General features: G+C 70.5%; 15 protein-coding genes and 1 pseudogene. 6 read left to right on the top strand and 10 right to left on the bottom strand.

Annotated features, from left to right (window positions below; all coding sequences use genetic code 11):
- Nucleotides 1-2: 2 nt before the first annotated feature.
- Both OU416_RS32955 and OU416_RS32950 read left to right on the top strand, forming a co-directional pair.
- Nucleotides 3-1,211, top strand: coding sequence for an NAD(P)/FAD-dependent oxidoreductase (locus tag OU416_RS32955; RefSeq protein ID WP_270930969.1), 1,209 nt, complete (start codon nt 3-5; stop codon nt 1,209-1,211).
- 204 nt (nt 1,212-1,415) lie between these two features.
- On the top strand, nt 1,416-2,042 hold the full coding sequence (locus OU416_RS32950) for a TetR/AcrR family transcriptional regulator (RefSeq protein ID WP_270930968.1): 627 nt from the start codon (nt 1,416-1,418) through the stop codon (nt 2,040-2,042).
- Between the two features lie 31 nt (nt 2,043-2,073).
- Here the strand turns inward: OU416_RS32950 and OU416_RS32945 are convergent, their stop codons facing one another.
- Together OU416_RS32945 and OU416_RS32940 are read right to left on the bottom strand one after the other, a co-directional pair.
- On the bottom strand, nt 2,074-3,819 hold the full coding sequence (locus OU416_RS32945) for an ABC transporter ATP-binding protein (protein ID WP_270930967.1): 1,746 nt from the start codon (nt 3,817-3,819) through the stop codon (nt 2,074-2,076).
- A complete protein-coding gene (locus OU416_RS32940) occupies nt 3,816-5,501 on the bottom strand; it encodes an ABC transporter ATP-binding protein (protein WP_270930966.1) in 1,686 nt (561 codons plus the stop codon). The genes OU416_RS32945 and OU416_RS32940 overlap by 4 nt, the downstream gene beginning before the upstream one ends.
- A gap of 166 nt (nt 5,502-5,667) precedes the next feature.
- Between OU416_RS32940 and OU416_RS32935 the strand changes: the two are divergent.
- Nucleotides 5,668-5,937 (top strand): annotated as a pseudogene (locus OU416_RS32935) (ATP-binding cassette domain-containing protein); the annotation flags it as partial.
- Nucleotides 5,938-5,971: 34 nt separating this feature from the next.
- Here the strand turns inward: OU416_RS32935 and hsaB are convergent.
- The 8 genes from hsaB to OU416_RS32895 form a co-directional block, all read right to left on the bottom strand.
- On the bottom strand, nt 5,972-6,529 hold the full coding sequence (hsaB, locus tag OU416_RS32930; RefSeq protein ID WP_270930965.1) for a 3-hydroxy-9,10-secoandrosta-1,3,5(10)-triene-9,17-dione monooxygenase reductase subunit: 558 nt from the start codon (nt 6,527-6,529) through the stop codon (nt 5,972-5,974).
- Nucleotides 6,526-7,425, bottom strand: a complete 900-nt coding sequence (gene hsaC / locus OU416_RS32925) for an iron-dependent extradiol dioxygenase HsaC (protein ID WP_270930964.1) — start codon at nt 7,423-7,425, stop codon at nt 6,526-6,528. The genes hsaB and hsaC overlap by 4 nt, the downstream gene beginning before the upstream one ends.
- Before the next feature lie 28 nt (nt 7,426-7,453).
- Nucleotides 7,454-8,311: a 4,5:9,10-diseco-3-hydroxy-5,9,17-trioxoandrosta-1(10),2-diene-4-oate hydrolase gene (hsaD, locus tag OU416_RS32920; RefSeq protein ID WP_270930963.1), complete on the bottom strand. Its 858-nt coding sequence runs from the start codon at nt 8,309-8,311 to the stop codon at nt 7,454-7,456.
- Entirely contained in the window at nt 8,308-9,480 is a 1,173-nt protein-coding gene (gene hsaA / locus OU416_RS32915; RefSeq protein WP_270930962.1) for a 3-hydroxy-9,10-secoandrosta-1,3,5(10)-triene-9,17-dione monooxygenase oxygenase subunit, read from the bottom strand. Before hsaA ends, hsaD begins: the two co-directional genes overlap by 4 nt.
- Nucleotides 9,481-9,573: 93 nt before the next feature.
- The gene (gene dmpG / locus OU416_RS32910; RefSeq protein WP_270930961.1) at nt 9,574-10,599 is read right to left on the bottom strand and encodes a 4-hydroxy-2-oxovalerate aldolase; all 1,026 of its coding nucleotides are present in this window, start codon (nt 10,597-10,599) and stop codon (nt 9,574-9,576) included.
- Nucleotides 10,596-11,465, bottom strand: coding sequence for an acetaldehyde dehydrogenase (acetylating) (locus tag OU416_RS32905; RefSeq protein WP_372907129.1), 870 nt, complete (start codon nt 11,463-11,465; stop codon nt 10,596-10,598). Before OU416_RS32905 ends, dmpG begins: the two co-directional genes overlap by 4 nt.
- A gap of 425 nt (nt 11,466-11,890) precedes the next feature.
- The gene (locus tag OU416_RS32900; RefSeq protein ID WP_270930960.1) at nt 11,891-12,679 is read right to left on the bottom strand and encodes a 2-keto-4-pentenoate hydratase; all 789 of its coding nucleotides are present in this window, start codon (nt 12,677-12,679) and stop codon (nt 11,891-11,893) included.
- A complete protein-coding gene (locus OU416_RS32895) occupies nt 12,666-14,261 on the bottom strand; it encodes an FAD-binding protein (protein WP_270930959.1) in 1,596 nt (531 codons plus the stop codon). The genes OU416_RS32900 and OU416_RS32895 overlap by 14 nt, the downstream gene beginning before the upstream one ends.
- A gap of 144 nt (nt 14,262-14,405) precedes the next feature.
- On the opposite strand from OU416_RS32895, the gene kstD reads away from it, so the two are divergent.
- Genes kstD through OU416_RS32880 form a run of 3 tightly spaced genes read left to right on the top strand, consistent with a single transcriptional unit; the run spans nt 14,406 to nt 17,529 of the window.
- Entirely contained in the window at nt 14,406-16,082 is a 1,677-nt protein-coding gene (kstD, locus tag OU416_RS32890) for a 3-oxosteroid 1-dehydrogenase (RefSeq protein ID WP_270930958.1), read from the top strand.
- Nucleotides 16,079-17,215 (top strand): Rieske 2Fe-2S domain-containing protein, encoded by a 1,137-nt coding sequence (locus OU416_RS32885; RefSeq protein ID WP_270930957.1) that lies wholly within the window; start codon nt 16,079-16,081, stop codon nt 17,213-17,215. The genes kstD and OU416_RS32885 overlap by 4 nt, the downstream gene beginning before the upstream one ends.
- The gene (locus OU416_RS32880; RefSeq protein ID WP_270930956.1) at nt 17,215-17,529 is read left to right on the top strand and encodes a hypothetical protein; all 315 of its coding nucleotides are present in this window, start codon (nt 17,215-17,217) and stop codon (nt 17,527-17,529) included. Before OU416_RS32885 ends, OU416_RS32880 begins: the two co-directional genes overlap by 1 nt.
- Nucleotides 17,530-17,542: the final 13 nt, after the last annotated feature.

The raw sequence follows: 17,542 nt of genomic DNA, 5'->3' as shown, positions 1-17,542 counted from the left end.
GGATGAGTCGAACCGGTTATGACGTCATCGTCGTGGGCGCGCGGTGCGCGGGGTCGCCGGCAGCGATGTTGCTGGCGAGGATGGGTTATCGCGTTCTGCTCCTGGATCGGGCGACCTTTCCCAGCGATACGGTGTCGACGCATCTCCTGCAACCGCGGGGAGTCGCGGCGCTGCGCAGGTGGGGGCTGCTCGACAGGCTGAGGGCCACGGGATGCCCTCCCATCCGGACGTACGCGTACGACTTCGATTCCTTCGTGATCTCCGGAAGCCCGGGAACGGTGGCGGAACCGGCCGCCTACGGGCCTCGCCGGATCGTGCTGGACAAGATGCTGGTGGACGCCGCGTCGGAGGCCGGGGCCGAGGTTCGTGAGGGCTTCACGGTCTCCGACGTCGTTTTCGGCGACGACGGCCGGGTCGTCGGAGTTCGCGGGCGGGAGCGCAACGGTCCGGTGGTTGCCGAGAGCGCGCGCGTGGTGGTCGGCGCTGACGGCTTGAACTCGCTGGTCGCGCGGGCGGTGGGAGCACAGCGGTACCGCGAGAAACCGCGGCTCATGTGCGGCTACTACACGTATTTCAGCGGGCTCGAGATGGATGGCGTCTTCGAGGCTTACGCCCGCCCCTACCGGGGGTTCACCGCATTACCGACCCACGACGGCTTGACGATGGTCATCGGCACCTGGCCGTACGCGGATTTCAACGACATGAAGAAGGACCTCGAAGGCAACTACTTCAAGAACTTCGAGCTGGTGCCTGCGTTCGCGGAGCGGATTCGCGGTGCGCGGCGGGAAGCGCGGTTGGCGGGCATGGCAGTGCCCAACTTCTTCCGCAAGCCCTTCGGCCCCGGCTGGGCGCTGGTCGGTGACGCCGGTTACAACAAGGACCCCATCACCGCCCAGGGCATCAGCGACGCGTTCAGCGCCGCTGAGCTGTGCGCCAACGCCTTGGACGACGCCTTCTCCGGACGGCAGTCCTACGACACCGCGATGGCCGAGTACCAGGCCGTCCGCGACGAACACGCGCTACCCGTCTACGAGTTCACCGCCGAACTCGCCACCCTGGCGCCCCCGACCGGCGATCTCCTGCGAGTGCTCAAGGGCATCGAGGGCGACCCGGAAGCGATGAACGCGTTCATCCGCGTGAACTCCGGACTCGACTCGCTGGCCGAGTTCTTCGCCGAGTGGTCCGGCGCACCGGCGATGGACGAGGCCTGACGACCGCTCGAGTTCGACGACCCGTTGCAGATCATTTCGCCGAAACAGCTGCCGCTCAGGGTGTCCGGCTGATCGCAGTGCGTGCCCGGCAAGCGGTTTCGCCGGTCTCTCCATCGTGGACGGACCCGCTGCCTGGCAACGGTGCGGCGAAGGTGACTCCTGCACCGACGGGGTTCCACCTGCCGAATGCGTACAATTCGTGGAATGAGTCAGCGCCGATCGACGCCGGGCCGCCCGCGAACCAAACCCGCCGAGGAGCGGCGCGCCGACCTTCTCGACGCGGCCGAGCGGGTGTTCGTCGAGCGCGGTATCGACGCTGCCCGGATCGACGAGATCACCGACCGCGCGGACGTCTCGATCGGCACCTTCTACCAGCACTTCAGCTCGAAGCACGACCTCATGCTCACGCTGCGGGCGCGCTTCGTCGAACGGCTCGTCGAACGGCAGGACGCGGTGGTGCGACGCCTGCCCGCCGACGACTGGAGCGGACGCGTGGACGCCTGGCTCGTCGACGGGGTCCGCGCGTACGTGGAGCACGCCGAGCTGCACGACGTGCTCTACGACCACACCCCGATCAACGCGAAGACGACGATCCAGGTCAGCCCGGAGAACGAGCACGTCGAAGCGTTCCGGCGGCTCATCGCCGAGCGCCCGAACCCGCCGGCGGACGCCCCGAACCCCGCGATGGCCGCGAACCTGATCTACAGCGCCTGGTACGGCGCCACCCACGCGCTGCTGCACCACGAGACCGAGGACATCGACCGGCTGTCCGACGAGCTCATCGCCGACATCACCGACCTCGCGCACCGCTACCTGCGCATCGAGCCCTGAGGGTTGGTCGCCGGCGGTTCCTTCGCGCGGGTCAGACAGCCGTGCCGGCGATCCGCCAGTGCCGTGCCCGCTCGTACTGACTGCTGATGCGGGCAAACGACCCACCCGTGCGCAGCAGCTCCTCAGGCGTGCCCGTCTCGACCACCCGGCCGTCGTCGAGCGAGACCACGCGATCCGCCGCGGCCAGCGTGGCGGGGCGGTGCGCGATCACGATCACCGTGCGGTTCGGGTCGTCGCCGAGGTTGGCGATGGCCTGCGTGATGGCGGCTTCGTTCTCGGGGTCGAGCGCGGAACTGGCCTCGTCCACGAGCACGATCCGGGCCTGCTTGAGCATCGCCCGGGCGATCGCCACGCGCTGACGTTCCCCACCGGACAGCTGAGCCCCCGCCTCACCCACGCGGGTGTTCCAGCCATCGGGCAGACGCTCGATCACCTCGTCCAGCCGCGCCGACCTGGCCACCTCCGCCAGCTCGTCCCACGTCGCATCCGGACGCGCCAGCCGCAGGTTGTTCTCGATGGTGTCATCGAACAAGTAGACGTCCTGGAAGACGATCGCGACCTCATCGAGCAGGACGTCCGGATCGAGGTCGCGGACGTCGACACCACCGACCCGCACCTGCCCCGCGTCGATGTCGAAGAACCGGGCGATCAACCGCGTCACCGTCGTCTTCCCCGAACCCGACGGCCCGACCAGCGCAGTCGTGGTGCCCGGACCGCAACGCAGCGACACCTCGCACAGCGCCGGAGCGTCACCGCCGGGGTAGGTGAAGGTGACGTCGGCGAACTCGACGTCGGCCTCGTCGATCTTGCGCACCGGGTCGGCCGCGACCGGCAGCGCCGGGGTGGCCAGCAACTCCTCGATCCGGGCGATCTTGTTCGCCATCGCGCGCAGCGCCCCGATGAGCTCGACGAGGTTGCCGAGCGGCTCCAGGAAGCGAGCTGCCAGCACGAGCAGCGCGACCGCCTCGGCGACCCCGACGCTGTTGCTGAGCACGAGCTGGGCGACCAGCGCGAGCACCGCGACGAACCCGGCCATGATCACGGCGGTGTAGACGAAGAACGGCCGCCGCGCGCGGCGCATGCCATCCCGATAGGTCTCGCGGTGGTCCACCAGCGCCTCGCGCATCCGCGGTGTGCCATCGGCGTAACCCGCGGCGCGCAGGACCGGCTGGGCCTGGCCGAGCTCGACCGCCCGGCTGGCGACTCCGGCCGACGCGCGCTCCAGCTCGATCTCGGCGATCTCGGCGACCCGCGCGGCGCGCTTGAGCGCCAGGAAGGCGAACACCGCGATCACGCACAGCAGCAGCGCCATCCGCCAGTCGACCGCGAGCGTCACGGCGACGACCGTCGCAGGCAGCAGCGTCGAGGTGATCGCGGGCCCGGCGACCGTGACGGCCAGGTGCGCGGCGTCGCCCACGTCCGCAGTCACGCCGCGCGCGAGCCGCGCCTTGTGCTCTGCGCTGAACCAGCCCAGCGGCAACGTGCTCACATGTCTCATCAACTTTCGCCGCAGCTGTGCCGCGAGTGCGCCCGCTGCTTTGAAGCCCACCGGGTTGGCGATGATGCTCAGCACCGCGTACAAGACCGCGCAGACCGCGCCGGCCACGAGCCAGGGCGTGGCCGCGGCCAGGTCGGGCTCGGACCGCACGACGGCGTCCAGGATCGGCACCAGCAGGCCGAGCATCAGCCCCTGCAGGACGGCCTGCGCCGCCGTGAGCAGCCACAGGCGGGCCAGAATCTGCGGCTGCGGCCACAACCGGTACAACCGGCGGATCATGCGAGCACTCCTTCCTGTGCGGCCCACATCCGGGCGTACAGCCCATCGCGCGCGAGCAGTTCGTCGTGGCCGCCCCGCTCGACCAGCCGTCCGCCGTCGAGCACGAGGATCTGGTCGGCGCCTGCGATCGTGTGCAGCCGGTGGGCGATCACGATGACCGTCTTGCCGACCGCCAAGGTGGCCAGCGCGTTCTGAACCGCGGCCTCGCTGTCGGGGTCCAGCGCGGCGGTGGCCTCGTCCAGGACCACGATCGGCGCGCCGGACAGGATCGCCCGCGCGATCGTCAGCCGCTGCCGCTCACCACCGGACAGGCTGCCCCCGCCCGCGTCGAGCAGCGTGTCGTACCCGTCGGGCAGATCTTCGATCACGTCGTGGACGTGCGCGGCGACCGCAGCCTGGCGGACCTCCGCGTCGCTGGCGTCGGGTCGGCCGATGCGGATGTTCTCCGCCACGCTGTCGCGCAGCAGCGCGACGTCCTGGAACACCAGCGACATCGACGCCAGCAGTTCGGCCGACGGGATCGACCGCAGGTCGACACCGCCGATCCGGATCGATCCGTCCGCCACGTCGTAGAAGCGCGGCAGCAGGCTCGCCAGCGTCGTCTTGCCCGCGCCCGACGGCCCGACGATCGCGGTCACCGTGCCCGGCGGGCAGACGGCGCTGATGTCCTCGACGGCGTTGCGCACCCCGTCGTAGGAGAACGAGACCCGGTCGAACTCGACGCCGTGACCGTTCGGCTCCTGCGGGCGTTCGGGCTCGGGCAGCGGCGCGCGGGCGAGCAGCTTCTCGATGTTGGCCGCGCCCATCCGGCCCTTGCGCACGCCCTGGGAGGCGGTGACGGCGGGCATGATCGAGTTCGGCAGTCCGATCGCGACGACCAAGAACGCCACGAGGTCCGCGACGGCGAGCGATCCGTTGTAGAGGAAGGCCAGCCCGGCGGCCGTCACGACGGCGAGCACCGCCATCTCGGAGCCGAACAGCCGCGACACGGCCGAGCTGTAGCGCACCTCGGCGACCCACGCCGCGAAGGCCTGGGTGTGCTCGTCCACGGCGTCGTCGAAGCGGCGCAGGACGCGGCCACCGGTGCCGAAGGTCTTGACCACCTGGATCCCGTCGGCGTACTCGACGCTGGCGGCGCTGATCCGCGCGTCGGCGGCGACCAACCGGTTCATGTGAGCCGTCATGGACCGCATCGAGATGCGGAAGAAGATCGCCATCACGCCCATCACGCCCAGCACGCCCAGCGCGATCAGCGCCATGCGGACGTCGACGAAGAGCAGGTAGCCCGCTCCGACGGTCATCACCGTGACCGCCCCGGTCAGCTGACCGAGCGCGTGCGCGATGACCTCGTGCATCTCCTCCAGGTCGCCGGTCATCGCCCGCTTGACCCGGCCCGAGCCCGAGGTGCGGAACCAGCCCAGCGGCAGCGCGCCGAGGTGGCGCACGATCCGCGACCGCAGCTCGTGAAGGATCTTCGCGTCCGCGAAGTGCCCCACTCGCGAGGACTGCACGAACAGCAGCAGCCACACGCTGGCGCCCACGGCACCGACGACGACCCAGGTCCAGATGGCCGCGGGATCCGTCACGGGACCGCTGAGCATGACTCGCGCGATTTCCGCGACAGCTATGTAGGGCACGATCCCCGCCGCCGCGCTCAGCGTCGACAGGATCGCGCACACCACGAGATGCGTCCGAATTGGAGCGAGCAGGCGCGCCAACGCTCCCGGACCGGCCAGCCCAGGCGGCGAAGGCGTCGAGGATTGAGTCATTAGGGTACCCTAACATACTGACTGAACCTCATTCGATAATGGCGCGCTCCGCTCCGCAGCGCCTCTCAGCCAGCGCCAAGTCGCGCGGCGGACCGCGCTCGTCGCCCAGGACAGCGCCCCGGACTTCGACTTCACCGTCGAGGAGGTCGTGGCCATGGGGCGCGGTCCGTGGCTCCGGACGTTCGACACGACCACCGGTCCGCGGGACGCACCGATCACCAGCGCGCTCGAACGCGTCAACCTGGCGGGTCACCGCACGCGTCGGCTCTCGACGCTGTCCGGCGGCGAGCGGCAGCGGGCGATGGTGGCCCGCGCGCTCGCCCAGGACAGTCCGCTGCTCCTCCTCGACGAACCGACCAACCACCTGGGGGCCCGTGCGGCCCTTACATCCAGTCGTCCGGGTGCAGGCCGGTCAGGAAGGCTTCGAGGTCTGGTGGGGGCGGTTGCGACGTGGGGCCGAGCCCTGCGTAGGCGCCTCGGTAGAACAGGAGCGGGCGTTCCGGCCGCGTTTCGCCGAGGGTTTCGACCCGGCCGATCACGATGTAGTGGTCGCCTGCTTCGTGGACCGTCTCGATGGTGCAGTCGATCCAGGTCAGCGCACCCGTCAGCACCGGCGCTCCGGACGGGGCCCGGCTCCAGGACACCTCGGCGAACTTGTTCTCGCCGCTGCGGCCGAACACCGTGCTCACCGGCTGCTGGGACTCCGACAGGACGTTCGCGCAGAAGCGGCCCGCTCGCTCCAGCGCAGGCCAGGCGCGGGAGGTCCGGGCCGGGCAGAACAGCACCAGGGGCGGGTCCAGGGACAGCGCGGCGAAGGACTGGCAGGCGAAGCCCACCGGACGCTCGCCGTCCATCCCGGTGATCACCGCGACCCCGGTGCCGAAGTGCCCGAGGACCCGCCGGAACGCCGCCTGGTCCACCGCGACCTGCCCGACGCTCATCGGGAGCCGACGCTGAAGTCGTGGCCCCAGAGGCTGACCGCCGTGCTCTCGCGGGCGATCCAGTCCTCGTCGTCGACCTGGCGGCCTTCGCAGCCGAACTCCACGTCGAAGCCGCCGGGCGTCTTCATGTAGAACGACAGCATCAGGTCGTTGACGTGCCTGCCCAGCGTCGCCGCCAGCGGCACCTTGCGCCGCTGCGCGCGGTCCAGGGTCAGGCCCACGTCGTCGACGTCGGCCACCTCGACCATCAGGTGCACGATGCCGCTGGGCGTGGGCATCGGCAGGAACGCCAGGCTGTGGTGGCGCGGGTTGCAGCCGAAGAAGCGCAGCCAGGCGGGTTCGCCGTCGGACGGGCGCCCGACCAGCTCCGGGGCCAGCCGCATCGAGTCGCGCAGCCGGAAGCCCAGCACGTCCCGGTAGAAGCGCAGCGCGGCCTCGTCGTCGTGCGTGGACAGCACGACGTGGCCGAGACCCTGCTCCTCGGTGACGAACCGGTGGCCGTACGGGCTGACCACCCGGCGGTGCTGCAGCGCCACCCCGTGGAAGACCTCCAGCCCGTTGCCGGACGGGTCGGCGAACCGGATCAGGCCGTTGACCCGGCGGTCCGCCAGCTCTTCGGCGGTGCCCTCCTTGTACGGGACACCGGCCGATTCCAGCCGTTGCCTGACCTCGTCCAGCTCCGCCTCGGTGGCGACCTCCCAGCCGGAGGACTCCAGCCGGTCCTTCTCCCCCGGCAGGATCACCAGCCGGGCCGGGAAGTCGTCCATCCGCAGGTAGAGCGCGTCCGGGTTCGAGCCGCTGCCCTCGACCATGCCGAGCACTTTCAAGCCGTACACGCGCCACGCCTCGACGTCGGTCGCTTCGATGCGCAGGTAGCCGAGCGAACGGATGCCCACGGCGGTCCTCCTCCCACGGGCCAAGGATTCAGTCGAGCAGGAAGTCCTTGGCGATCCGGTTGAATTCGGCGAACTTCTCCAGCTGCGCCCAGTGCCCGCAGCGGCCGAACACGTGCAGCTGCGCGCGCGGGATCAGCTTCAGCGCGAGCAACGCGCCGTCCAGCGGGTTGACGCGGTCCTCGCGCCCCCACACCAGCAGCACGCGCTGCCGCAGCCGGTGCGCTTCCCGCCAGAGCAGGCCTTCTTCGAAGGTGTCCGGCTGCATGAAAGACGCACCCATGGCACGCATCGCGGCCAGCGATTCCGGCGTGGCCGCGACGGCGTAGCGCTCCTCGATCAGCTCGTCGGTGATCAGCGACTGGTCGTAGACCATGGTGCGCAGGAACTCGGCGAGCTTCACCTTGCTCGGCCCCGGCGGTGCGGCGAAGGCGCTGAGCTTGCGCACTCCTTCGGTGGGATCGGGCGCGAACACGTTCAGGCTCAGCCCGCCCGGGCCCATCAGGACCAGCCGGCCGGCGCGGTCCGGGTTGTTCAGCGCGAAGCGCACCGCGGTGCCGCCGCCGAGCGAGTTGCCGAGCAGGTGCGCGCGCTCCACGCCGAGCTCGTCGAGCAGTTCGAGCAGCGCCGAGGCGCTGTGCGTGAAGTACTGGCCGTGCTCGGTGGGCTTGTCGGAGCGGCCGAAACCGGGCTGGTCCACGGCGATGGTGCGGAACTGCTCGCCGAACACCGGGATGTTGCGCGAGAAGTTGCTCCACGACGAGGCACCGGGCCCACCGCCGTGCAGCATGACCACAGTGGACTGCTGCGGATCACCGGTCTCGTGGTAGTGCAGCGTCAGCCCGGACGGCAGCTTCGCGGTCCGGCTCGTGCTCTCGAAGGTCGTCATACCATCATGTCCTTCACCGGCTGGCCGAATTCGCCGGAGCCGAACATCAGGTAGGCGCGTTCCAGGTCGTTGGCCGCGTGCACGCGACCGGCGTGGGCGTCGCGCCAGAATCGCTGGATCGGCGTTCCCGACCACAGCGCGCGACCGCCGGAGTTCTCGAAGAGCCGGTCGACCGCCGAGATCGCTCGCGCCGTGCCGCGCACCTGGTCGCGGCGAGCGCGCAGCCGCAGCGAGAACGGGATCTCCTCGCCGGCCTTGGCCAGCTCGTACTCCTCGGCCAGGTTGTTGGTCAGCTGCAGCCAGGCCGCGTCGATCTCGCTGGCCGCCTCGGCGATGCGCACCTTGGCGAACGGGTCCTCCTTGACCTTCTCCCCCGCGAACGCCGCGCGAACCCGCTTGACCTGGTGGTCGACGTGCGCGTCGTAGGCGCCCTGGGCCATCCCGATGATCGGTGCGGTGATCGTCGACGGGTGCACCGTGCCCCACGGCATGCGGTAGAGCGGCGCGGTGTTGATCTCGTGGCCGGGGCACTTGTTCTGCGACATCGCGATGAAGCTCAGCGCCCGGTGCTGCGGGATGAACGCGTTCTCCACCACGACGTCGTTGCTGCCGGTGCCGCGCAGGCCGACGGTGTCCCAGACGTCGTCGATCCGGTAGTCATCGCGCGGCAGCAGGTAGGTGCAGAAGTCCACCGGCTTGCCCTCGGCGTCCTCGACGGGGCCGCCGACGAACACCCACGAGGCGTGGTCGCTGCCGGAGGAGAAGCTCCAGCGCCCGTTGAGCAGGTAGCCGCCGTCGACGAGCTTCGCCTTGCCCATCGGCGCGTAGGAGGAGGAGATGCGGGTGTTCGGGTCCTCGCCCCAGACGTCTTCCTGCGCCTGCTGCGGGAACAGCGCGAGGTGCCACGGGTGCACCCCGAGGATGGAGGCCACCCAGCCGGTCGATCCGCAGGCGCTGCCCAGGAGCTTGACCGCGGTGTAGAAGTCCAGCGGGTCGGCTTCGCAGCCGCCGTAGCGCGCCGGCTGCAACAGGCCGAAGAAGCCGATCTCCTGCAGGTCGGCGATGGTCTCGTCCGGGATCCGGCGCAGGTCCTCGGCCTGCTGCGCCCGCTCCCGCAGGTCCGGCAGCAGTCCCCGCACCCGTTCCACGACTGCTCGACTGTCCTTCATCGGCGCTCCCGTTTCCGCACAGGCTAGAACATGTTCTCGTTTGTTGTCGATGGGTCCGTGAGCGTTTCGGGGTGCTATGACGCCCCGAACCGCTCACGAACCGCGAAGCTCCAGGGCGATGTCGATGAGCTGGTCCTCCTGGCCGCCGACCAGCTTCCGCTCGCCGGCCTTGACCAGCAGCTCCGCTTCGCTGACGCCGTAGCGCTCGGCTTGTCGGGCGGCGTGCTTGAGGAAGCTGGAGTACACCCCGGCGTAGCCCATCATCAGCGCTGAGCGGTCCAGCAGGCATTCCTCCGGCATCGCCGGGCGCACCACGTCCTCGGCGGCGTCGGCGATGGCGAAGAAGTCGATCCCGGTGCGGATGCCGAGCTTGTCGCACACCCCGACGAAGGCCTCGACCGGCGTGTTGCCCGCACCGGCCCCGAAACGCCGGGCGCTGCCGTCGATCTGCACCGCACCGGCCCGCGCCGCGGCCACCGAGTTGGCCACCGCGACACCGAGGTTCTCGTGCCCGTGGAAGCCGATCTGCGCCTCATCGCCCACTTCCGCGACCAGCGCGGCGACCCGGTCGGCGACCTGCTCCAGCACCAGCGCGCCCGCCGAGTCCACGACGTAGACGCACTGGCAGCCCGCGTCGACCATGATCCGCGCCTGGGCGGCCAGCACCTCCGGCGGCTGGGAGTGCGCCATCATCAGGAATCCGACGGTCTCCAGGCCGAGCTCGCGGGCCAGCCCGAAGTGCTGCTCCGACACGTCGGCCTCGGTGCAGTGGGTGGCGATCCGGCACACCGAGGCGCCGTTGTCGCGGGCCACCACGATGTCGTCCTTCACACCGACGCCGGGCAGCATCAGCACCGCGATCTTGGCCCGCTGCGCGGTTTCCGCGGCGATGGTGATGAGCTCCTGCTCCGGCGTGCGGGAGAAGCCGTAGTTGAACGACGAGCCGCCGAGGCCGTCGCCGTGGGTCACCTCGATCACCGGCACGCCCGCACCGTCCAGCGCCGCGACGATGTCGCGCACCTCGGTCGCGGTGAACTGGTGGCGCTTGTGGTGCGAGCCGTCCCGCAACGAGGTGTCGGTGATGCGCAGGTCCAGCGCGTCCGAGAAGGTCCGGTTCACCGCACTGCCTCCTTCTGCACGAGCTGCTCGCCGACCCGCACCGCGGCGGCGGTCATGATGTCGAGGTTCCCGGCGTACGGCGGCAGGAAGTCGCCCGCGCCCTCGACCTCCACGAAGATCGCCACCCGCGCCATGCCGCCGGTGGCCGTCGACGGCGGGTCGAACTGCGGCTCCACCAGCAGCCGGTAGCCGGGCACGTACTCGGCGATCTCGGCGGCCATCCTCGTGATGGAGGCGGCGATCGCGTCGGTGTCGGCATCGGCCGGGATCGCGCAGAAGATGGTGTCGCGCATGATCACCGGCGGATCGGCGGGGTTGAGCACGATGATCGCCTTGCCGCGCCGCGCGCCGCCGATCACCTCGATCCCGGTGCTGGTGGTGCGGGTGAACTCGTCGATGTTGGCGCGGGTGCCGGGCCCCGCCGACACCGAAGCCACCGAGGCCACGATCTCGGCGTACTCGACGGGCACCACCCGCGAGACGGCGTGCACCATCGGGATGGTCGCCTGGCCGCCGCAGGTGATCAGGTTGACGTTCGGCGCGCCGAGGTGCTGGTCGAGGTTCACCGGCGGCACCACGTACGGCCCGACCGCGGCCGGGGTGAGGTCGACGGCGCGGATACCGGCCTCGGCGTAGCGGGGCGCGTTGGACCGGTGCACTCCTGCCGAGGTGGCCTCGAAGACGACGTCGGGCCGGTGGTTCTCCAGCAGCCAGTCCACACCTTCGGCACTGGCTTCCACACCCAGATCAACGGCCCGCTTGAGCCCAGCGCTGCCCGGGTCGATGCCGATCATCCACCTGGGCTCGATGTGCGCGGACCTGGCCAGCTTGTGCAGCAGATCAGTCCCGATGTTCCCGGACCCCACAATCGCCGCCGCAGCTGTCCCGCCTCTCCGCGATTCACAGTGGTGGTTGCGTTCAGGATCGATCTCACGTTTCGCGGTTTCTTGTGGCTGGTTCACGTCACGGTCCCCTGAGGTGCGGTTGAGGTGGACTCGACTTGGCACAGAACTACTCATGCTCATTCCCGCCTCCTTCCGGAATCCCTCGCTCCGTCACCCAGGCCCTGGTCAATTTCGTACGAAATTGACGTTCACCCGGGTGACGCAGACCTCCGGCGAAGTCGTCCTGTGTGGGCTCCGTGGCAGTTCTGCCTGAAACTGACCGGACAGTCCGGGCCTGGTGGGGTGGCAGTTTCCGGCGAAACTGCCCCCCGCACCAGCCCGACCGGACCTTGCCGGAACCCTGCCCGGGCCCTGGTCAATTTCGTACGAAATTGACGCGGCCCCGCTCACGGGCGGAACTCCAGGGAGACCGAGCCGAGGTCGGTGTCTGCTGTTCGGAAGTCGGCTCGGAAGGTGTCTCCCGGGGTCACGTCGATCGCTCTGGTGCAGGAGCCCGGGAGGACGACGTTGCCCGCCCTGAGGCGGACGCCGTAGGCCGCGACCTTGCGGGCCAGCCAGGCCACCGCCGTCGCCGGGTTTCCCAGCACCGCGTCGGATCTGCCGCGCTCGATCGGTTCGCCGTTGCACAGCAGGGTCGCGTCGATCGCGCGGAGGTCCACGTCGGCGGGGTCGATGCGCGCCGCGCCGAGCGCGAAGCCCGCCGACGAGGCGTTGTCGGCGATGGTGTCCACCAGGCTGATCCGCCAGTCGGCGATCCGGCTGTCGATCAGCTCGATCGCCGGGACCAGCGCCTCGGTGCCCGCCAGCACGTCCGCCTCGGTGCACTCGGCGGGCAGGTCGGCGCCGAGCAGGAAGCCGACCTCCACCTCCACCCGCGGCACGCAGTAGCGGCTGATCGGGACGGGTTCGCCCTCGCTCAGCCGCATGCTCGCCAGCAGGTGGCCGTAGTCGGGTTCGGAGACGCCCATCATCTGCTGCATGACCGGCGAGGTCAGGCCGACCTTGTGCCCGAGGACGGCTTCGTCGCGGCGTTGCACGTTGATCAGCTGGATCTGGTAGGCGTCCACCGCGTCGAGCTGCGGGTGGGTCTCCACCAGCGGCGGGATCGGGGCGCGGTGCACCTCGGCGTCCCAGAGCCGCTGCGCGATCTCGGTGCGCGCTTCAACGGTCAGCATCGGTCAGCTCCTTCACCGAGTGGAGTCCGGCGCGGCGGCCGGAGAAGACGCAGTCGGCCAGCGAGAGGCCGCTGATGTAGGAGTTCGAGCAGATCCCGACCGCCGACCGCCCGGCCGCGAACAGCCCGGCGACCGCGCCGCCGCGCTCGTCGAGCACCTGCCCGGTGCCCTCGTCCACGAGCAGGCCGCCGAGGGTCAGCACCGGGCACGGGTAGGCCGTGCTGGGCCGCACCGAGACGTCCAGCAGCGCGTAAGGCGGCTGGTCCAGCACCTGCACGAAGTCCGCGGGTTTGCCCGCGGGATCGGGTTCTCCGTCGCGGGCAGCCACGTTGTGGGCGTCCACTGTGGCCTTGAGCGCTTCCGGCTCGATCCCCGCCTTGCGCGCCGCGGCTTCGAGCGTGCCGCCGGTGGCCGCGGTGGCGAACAGGTATTCCGCCTGCATCCGCTGGAACCACACGGTCTGGGTGCGGATCTGACGCTTGGCCGCGCCGCGCAACCGGCCGTCGACCAGCAACCAGGCACGTCCGCCGTGCTCGTCCACGATCGCCTGGCCGTGCGCCGCGCCGTAGCGGGATTCGTCGCCGATGCGCGTGCCGTGCCGGTCGACCAGCAGCCCGGACAGCAGTGCGCTCGGCGGCGTGATGAACCGCCACGCCGAGACGTGGTCCAGCTTCGCCGCGACACCGCCGACGCTCTCGCCCAGGCGGATGCCGCTGCCGTCGTCGCCCTGCGTGCCCAGCGGCAGCCCGGCGCGGTAGGCCGGTGCGTGCCGTCGCAGCATCTCGCGGTTCGACACGAAGCCGCCCGCCGCGATCACCACCGCGCGATCGGCGTGGATCCGCAGCGGGTGCGCGCGGCGTTCGAGCCGTTCGGCGCGCCGGTGCAGGCGCCTGGCCAGCTTCGGCACGTAAAGCCCGGGTTTCGCCGCGACCCGGCTCACCGCCCGGTGCGCGCGAGCGGCGGATCCGGTCAGCCGCTCGCAGTCCACGGCGCAGACGCGACCGTCGGCGTCGACGACGAGTTCCTTCGCCCGCGTCTGGGTCAGCACCTGCACGCCTGCCCGGCGCACCGCCGCTTCCAGCGCCGCGAACAACACCTTCCCCGAGGTACCGCGGCCCTTGGCCCGGTGGCCGCGCGGGGCGGGAGGCGCGGTGTCGCGGAAGCCGCCGGCGGCTTCGCTGCCCGAGTAGTAGAGGTAGTGCCGGTTGCTCGGGTAGGAGGTCTTGTACGGGCACAGGCTGCCTTCGAACGGCACGCCGTGCTGCGCCAACCAGGTGATCATCTCGGTGCTGCCCTCGCAGAAGCGGCGCAGCGTGTCCTCGGAGACCGCGTCGCCGACCTCCTGCCGCAGGTAGGCGAACATCGCCTCGGGCGAATCGGACACCCCGGCGGCGCGCTGCTCCCGCGTCCCGCCCCCGGCGTAGACCACACCTCCGGACAGCGCGCTCGCGCCGCCGCCGCCGAACCGGTCGAGCACCACCACCCGGGCTCCGGCGTGCGCCGCTTCCAGCGCCGCGCAGGCGCCGGCCGCACCGAACCCGATGATCACCACGTCGGCGTGCAACGTGCTGCGCTGGGCCATCGCAACCTCACCAGTTTGGAACAGGTTCTCTTTACAGCTTCGAGCGAACAAGTGCCTGATTTCTGGCTACACCATAGCGCCACTGGCGCAGAAATCTATAACATGTTTCAGTATTGATCGCGAGGTTGGTCGCGAGGAGGTGCGATGACCGCAGACAGGTTCGACGTCGTGGTGGTCGGCAGTGGAGCCGCGGGGATGGCGGCGGCGCTGACCGCAGCGCTGCACGGGCTGGACGCGGTGGTCGTGGACAAGGCCGCCAAGTTCGGCGGTTCCACGGCCCGGTCCGGCGGCGGCGTCTGGATACCCAACAACCACGTCCTGGCCCGGGCGGGCATCACCGACACCCCCGAGGCGGCTCGCAGCTACCTCGCCCACATCGTCGGCGACGCGGTGAGCGCCGAGCGGCAGGAGGCGTTCCTGGACGCCGGGCCGCGGATGCTGGCCGAGCTGCTGCCGCGCACTCCGCTGCGGATGCGCTGGGTGCCGGGCTACTCCGACTACTACCCGGAAGCCCCGGGCGGCCGGCTCGGCGGGCGCTCCATCGAACCGGCGCCGCTCGACGGCGGGCTGCTCGGCGACCTGCTCGCCGATCTGGAACCCGACTACGGCAAGGCACCGGCGGGCCTGGTGGTCACCCAGGCCGACTTCCGCTGGCTGAACCTGCTGGTCCGCCACCCGCGCGGCCCCGTGCGCGCAGTGCGCGTCGGACTGCGCTGGCTGCTCTCCCGCGTACTCCGCCGCCGCATGCTCGGCCGCGGCCAGGCGCTGGCCGCGGGGCTGCGGGCCGGGCTGCGCGACGCCGGCGTCCCGGTGTGGCTGAGCACGCCGCTGATCGAGCTCCAGCAGGAGGGCGACCGGGTGACCGGCGTGGTCGTGGAACGCGACGGCGTGCGCCGGACGCTGACCGCGCGGCGCGGGATCGTGCTGGCCGCAGGCGGTTTCGAGCACAACGAGGTGATGCGCAAGCAGCACCAGCGCGATCCGATCGGCGCTCAGTGGACCGTCGGCGCCAAGGCCAACACCGGCGATGCCATCCTCGCCGCCCAGCGGCTCGGCGCGGCCGTCGAGCTGATGGACGACGCGTGGTGGGGCCCGTCGGTCCCGCTGCCCGGCGGGCCGTGGTTCTGCCTGGCCGAACGCACGCTGCCGGGCTGCATCCTGGTCAACGGCGAAGGCGAGCGGTTCGCCAACGAGGCCGCGCCCTACGTCGACGCGGTGCACGCGATGTACGGACCGGGCGACGGACCGGCGCGCAACATGCCAACCTGGCTGATCGCCGACCAGCGCTACCGGAACCGGTACATGTTCGCCGGGCTCGGCCCGCGCCAACCGTTCCCCGGCCGCTGGTACAAGCACGGCGCGATCCAGCGCGCCTCGACGCTCGAGAAGCTGGCCGAGCGCATCGACGTACCGGCCACCGCGCTGCGCCGCACCGTCGAGCGGTTCAACGGGTTCGCGCGCGACGGCGTCGACGCAGACTTCCAGCGCGGCACCAGCGGCTACGACCACTACTACGGAGATCCGCGCAACAAACCCAACCCCAGCCTGGGCGCTCTGGAGGTCGCACCGTTCTACGCGGTGAAGATCGTGCCGGGCGACCTGGGAACCAAGGGCGGGCTGGCCACCGACGTGCACGCACGCGTGCTGCGCGAGGACGGCACGCCGATCGAGGGCCTCTACGCGGCGGGCAACACCAGCGCCGCCGTGATGGGCCACACCTACGCGGGCCCGGGCGCGACGCTCGGCCCGGCGATGACGTTCGGATACCTCGCCGCGCGGCACCTGGCGTCCGGCGCGGAACGAGCGGGAGGGACGAGATGACCGCGGCAAGCAACGACGAAGTGCGCACCATCGACGTCGGCACACCACCCACCAGGTTCGCGCGCGGCTGGCACTGCTTCGGCCTCGCCGAGCAGTACAAGGACGGGCAGCCGCACGCGGTGGAGGCGTTCGGCACGAAACTCGTGGTGTTCCAGGGCGAGGACGGCGAGCTCAACGTGCTCGACGCCTACTGCAGGCACATGGGCGGCGACCTCAGCCAGGGCTCGGTGAAGGGCAACGCGATCGCCTGCCCGTTCCACGACTGGCGCTGGTCGGGCAACGGCCGCTGCGCCGGGATCCCCTACGCCAAGCGGATCCCGCTGCGCGCCCGGACCCGCGCCTGGCTGGCGATGGAGCGCAACAAGCAGCTGTTCGTCTGGAACGACCCGCAGGGAAACCCGCCGCCGGAGCACGTGACCATCCCGGAGCTGCCCGAGGTCGACTCCGGCGAGTGGAGCAACTGGACCTGGGACACCGTGCGCATCGAAGGTTCCCACTGCCGCGAGATCGTGGACAACGTGGTGGACATGGCGCACTTCTTCTACATCCACTTCGCGTTCCCGACGTACTTCAAGAACGTCTTCGAGGGCCACGTCGCCACCCAGTACCTGAACACCAAGGGCCGTCCGGACATCGGCGCGGGCAGCTACTCCGGCGAGGAGAACCAGGTCCGCTCGGAAGCCTCCTACTACGGTCCGTCGTACATGATCGACCGGCTGTGGAACGAGTACAAGGGCTTCACCATCGAGACGATCCTGATCAACTGCCACTACCCGGTCACCGCGGACTCCTTCGTGCTGCAGTGGGGCGTGCTGGTCAAGAAGCTGCCCGGGCTCTCCGACTCCGACGCCGACAAGCTGGCCGCCAAGATCGCCAAGAACACCGGCGTCGGGTTCCTCCAGGACGTGGAGATCTGGAAGAACAAGACCCGCATCGACAACCCGCTGCTGTGCGAGGAGGACGGCCCGGTCTACCAGTTGCGCCGCTGGTACGACCAGTTCTACGTGGACGCCGAGGAGGTCACCGACGACATGGTGGCGCGCTTCGAGTTCGAGGTGGACACCTCCCGGGCCAACGAGGTGTGGGAGCGCGAGGTCGCCGAGAACCTGGCGCGCAAGGAGGCGCAGAGCTGATGTCCAGCTGGGCCAAGGCACCCGACCTCGCCGACCGGCCGCACCAGCGCGCCGCGGTGCGCGAGGGCACGGTCGCCGACCGCGACGCCTACCTGCGCGACGGTCTGCGCCCGGTCGAGTGCGAGCGGTGCGCGGCGCGGGTGCTGGCGAAGAAGAACAGCCCGCAGCACACCAGCGTCCAGTGGAGCGCCGAGAGCGCCCGGCAGTGCGCGGTGTTCGCCGCCTGCACTCCGGGCGAGGTCGTGGAATCCTGCCCCGACCTGCAGCGCAGCATCGCCGCAGCGGCAGGCGACGGCCGCCTGCCGCCGCCCTGACGCAACTTCAATG

The organism is Saccharopolyspora indica (genome assembly GCF_027853965.1).
GTDB lineage: Bacteria > Actinomycetota > Actinomycetes > Mycobacteriales > Pseudonocardiaceae > Saccharopolyspora > Saccharopolyspora indica.
The sequence above is the reverse complement of the archived record's forward strand: the minus strand, read 5'-3'. Positions and strand labels throughout refer to the sequence as shown.

Excerpts from the sequence above, each read along its gene's own strand:
- hsaA (WP_270930962.1), bottom strand. The coding sequence starts at position 9,480 with ATGAAGGACAGTCGAGCAGTCGTGGAACGGGTGCGGGGACTGCTGCCG.
- OU416_RS32950 (WP_270930968.1), top strand. The coding sequence starts at position 1,416 with ATGAGTCAGCGCCGATCGACGCCGGGCCGCCCGCGAACCAAACCCGCC.
- OU416_RS32900 (WP_270930960.1), bottom strand. The coding sequence starts at position 12,679 with ATGCTGACCGTTGAAGCGCGCACCGAGATCGCGCAGCGGCTCTGGGAC.
- hsaB (WP_270930965.1), bottom strand. The coding sequence starts at position 6,529 with ATGAGCGTCGGGCAGGTCGCGGTGGACCAGGCGGCGTTCCGGCGGGTC.
- OU416_RS32945 (WP_270930967.1), bottom strand. The coding sequence starts at position 3,819 with ATGATCCGCCGGTTGTACCGGTTGTGGCCGCAGCCGCAGATTCTGGCC.
- hsaD (WP_270930963.1), bottom strand. The coding sequence starts at position 8,311 with ATGACGACCTTCGAGAGCACGAGCCGGACCGCGAAGCTGCCGTCCGGG.
- OU416_RS32885 (WP_270930957.1), top strand. The coding sequence starts at position 16,079 with ATGACCGCGGCAAGCAACGACGAAGTGCGCACCATCGACGTCGGCACA.
- OU416_RS32895 (WP_270930959.1), bottom strand. The coding sequence starts at position 14,261 with ATGGCCCAGCGCAGCACGTTGCACGCCGACGTGGTGATCATCGGGTTC.
- OU416_RS32955 (WP_270930969.1), top strand. The coding sequence starts at position 3 with ATGAGTCGAACCGGTTATGACGTCATCGTCGTGGGCGCGCGGTGCGCG.
- OU416_RS32880 (WP_270930956.1), top strand. The coding sequence starts at position 17,215 with ATGTCCAGCTGGGCCAAGGCACCCGACCTCGCCGACCGGCCGCACCAG.
- kstD (WP_270930958.1), top strand. The coding sequence starts at position 14,406 with ATGACCGCAGACAGGTTCGACGTCGTGGTGGTCGGCAGTGGAGCCGCG.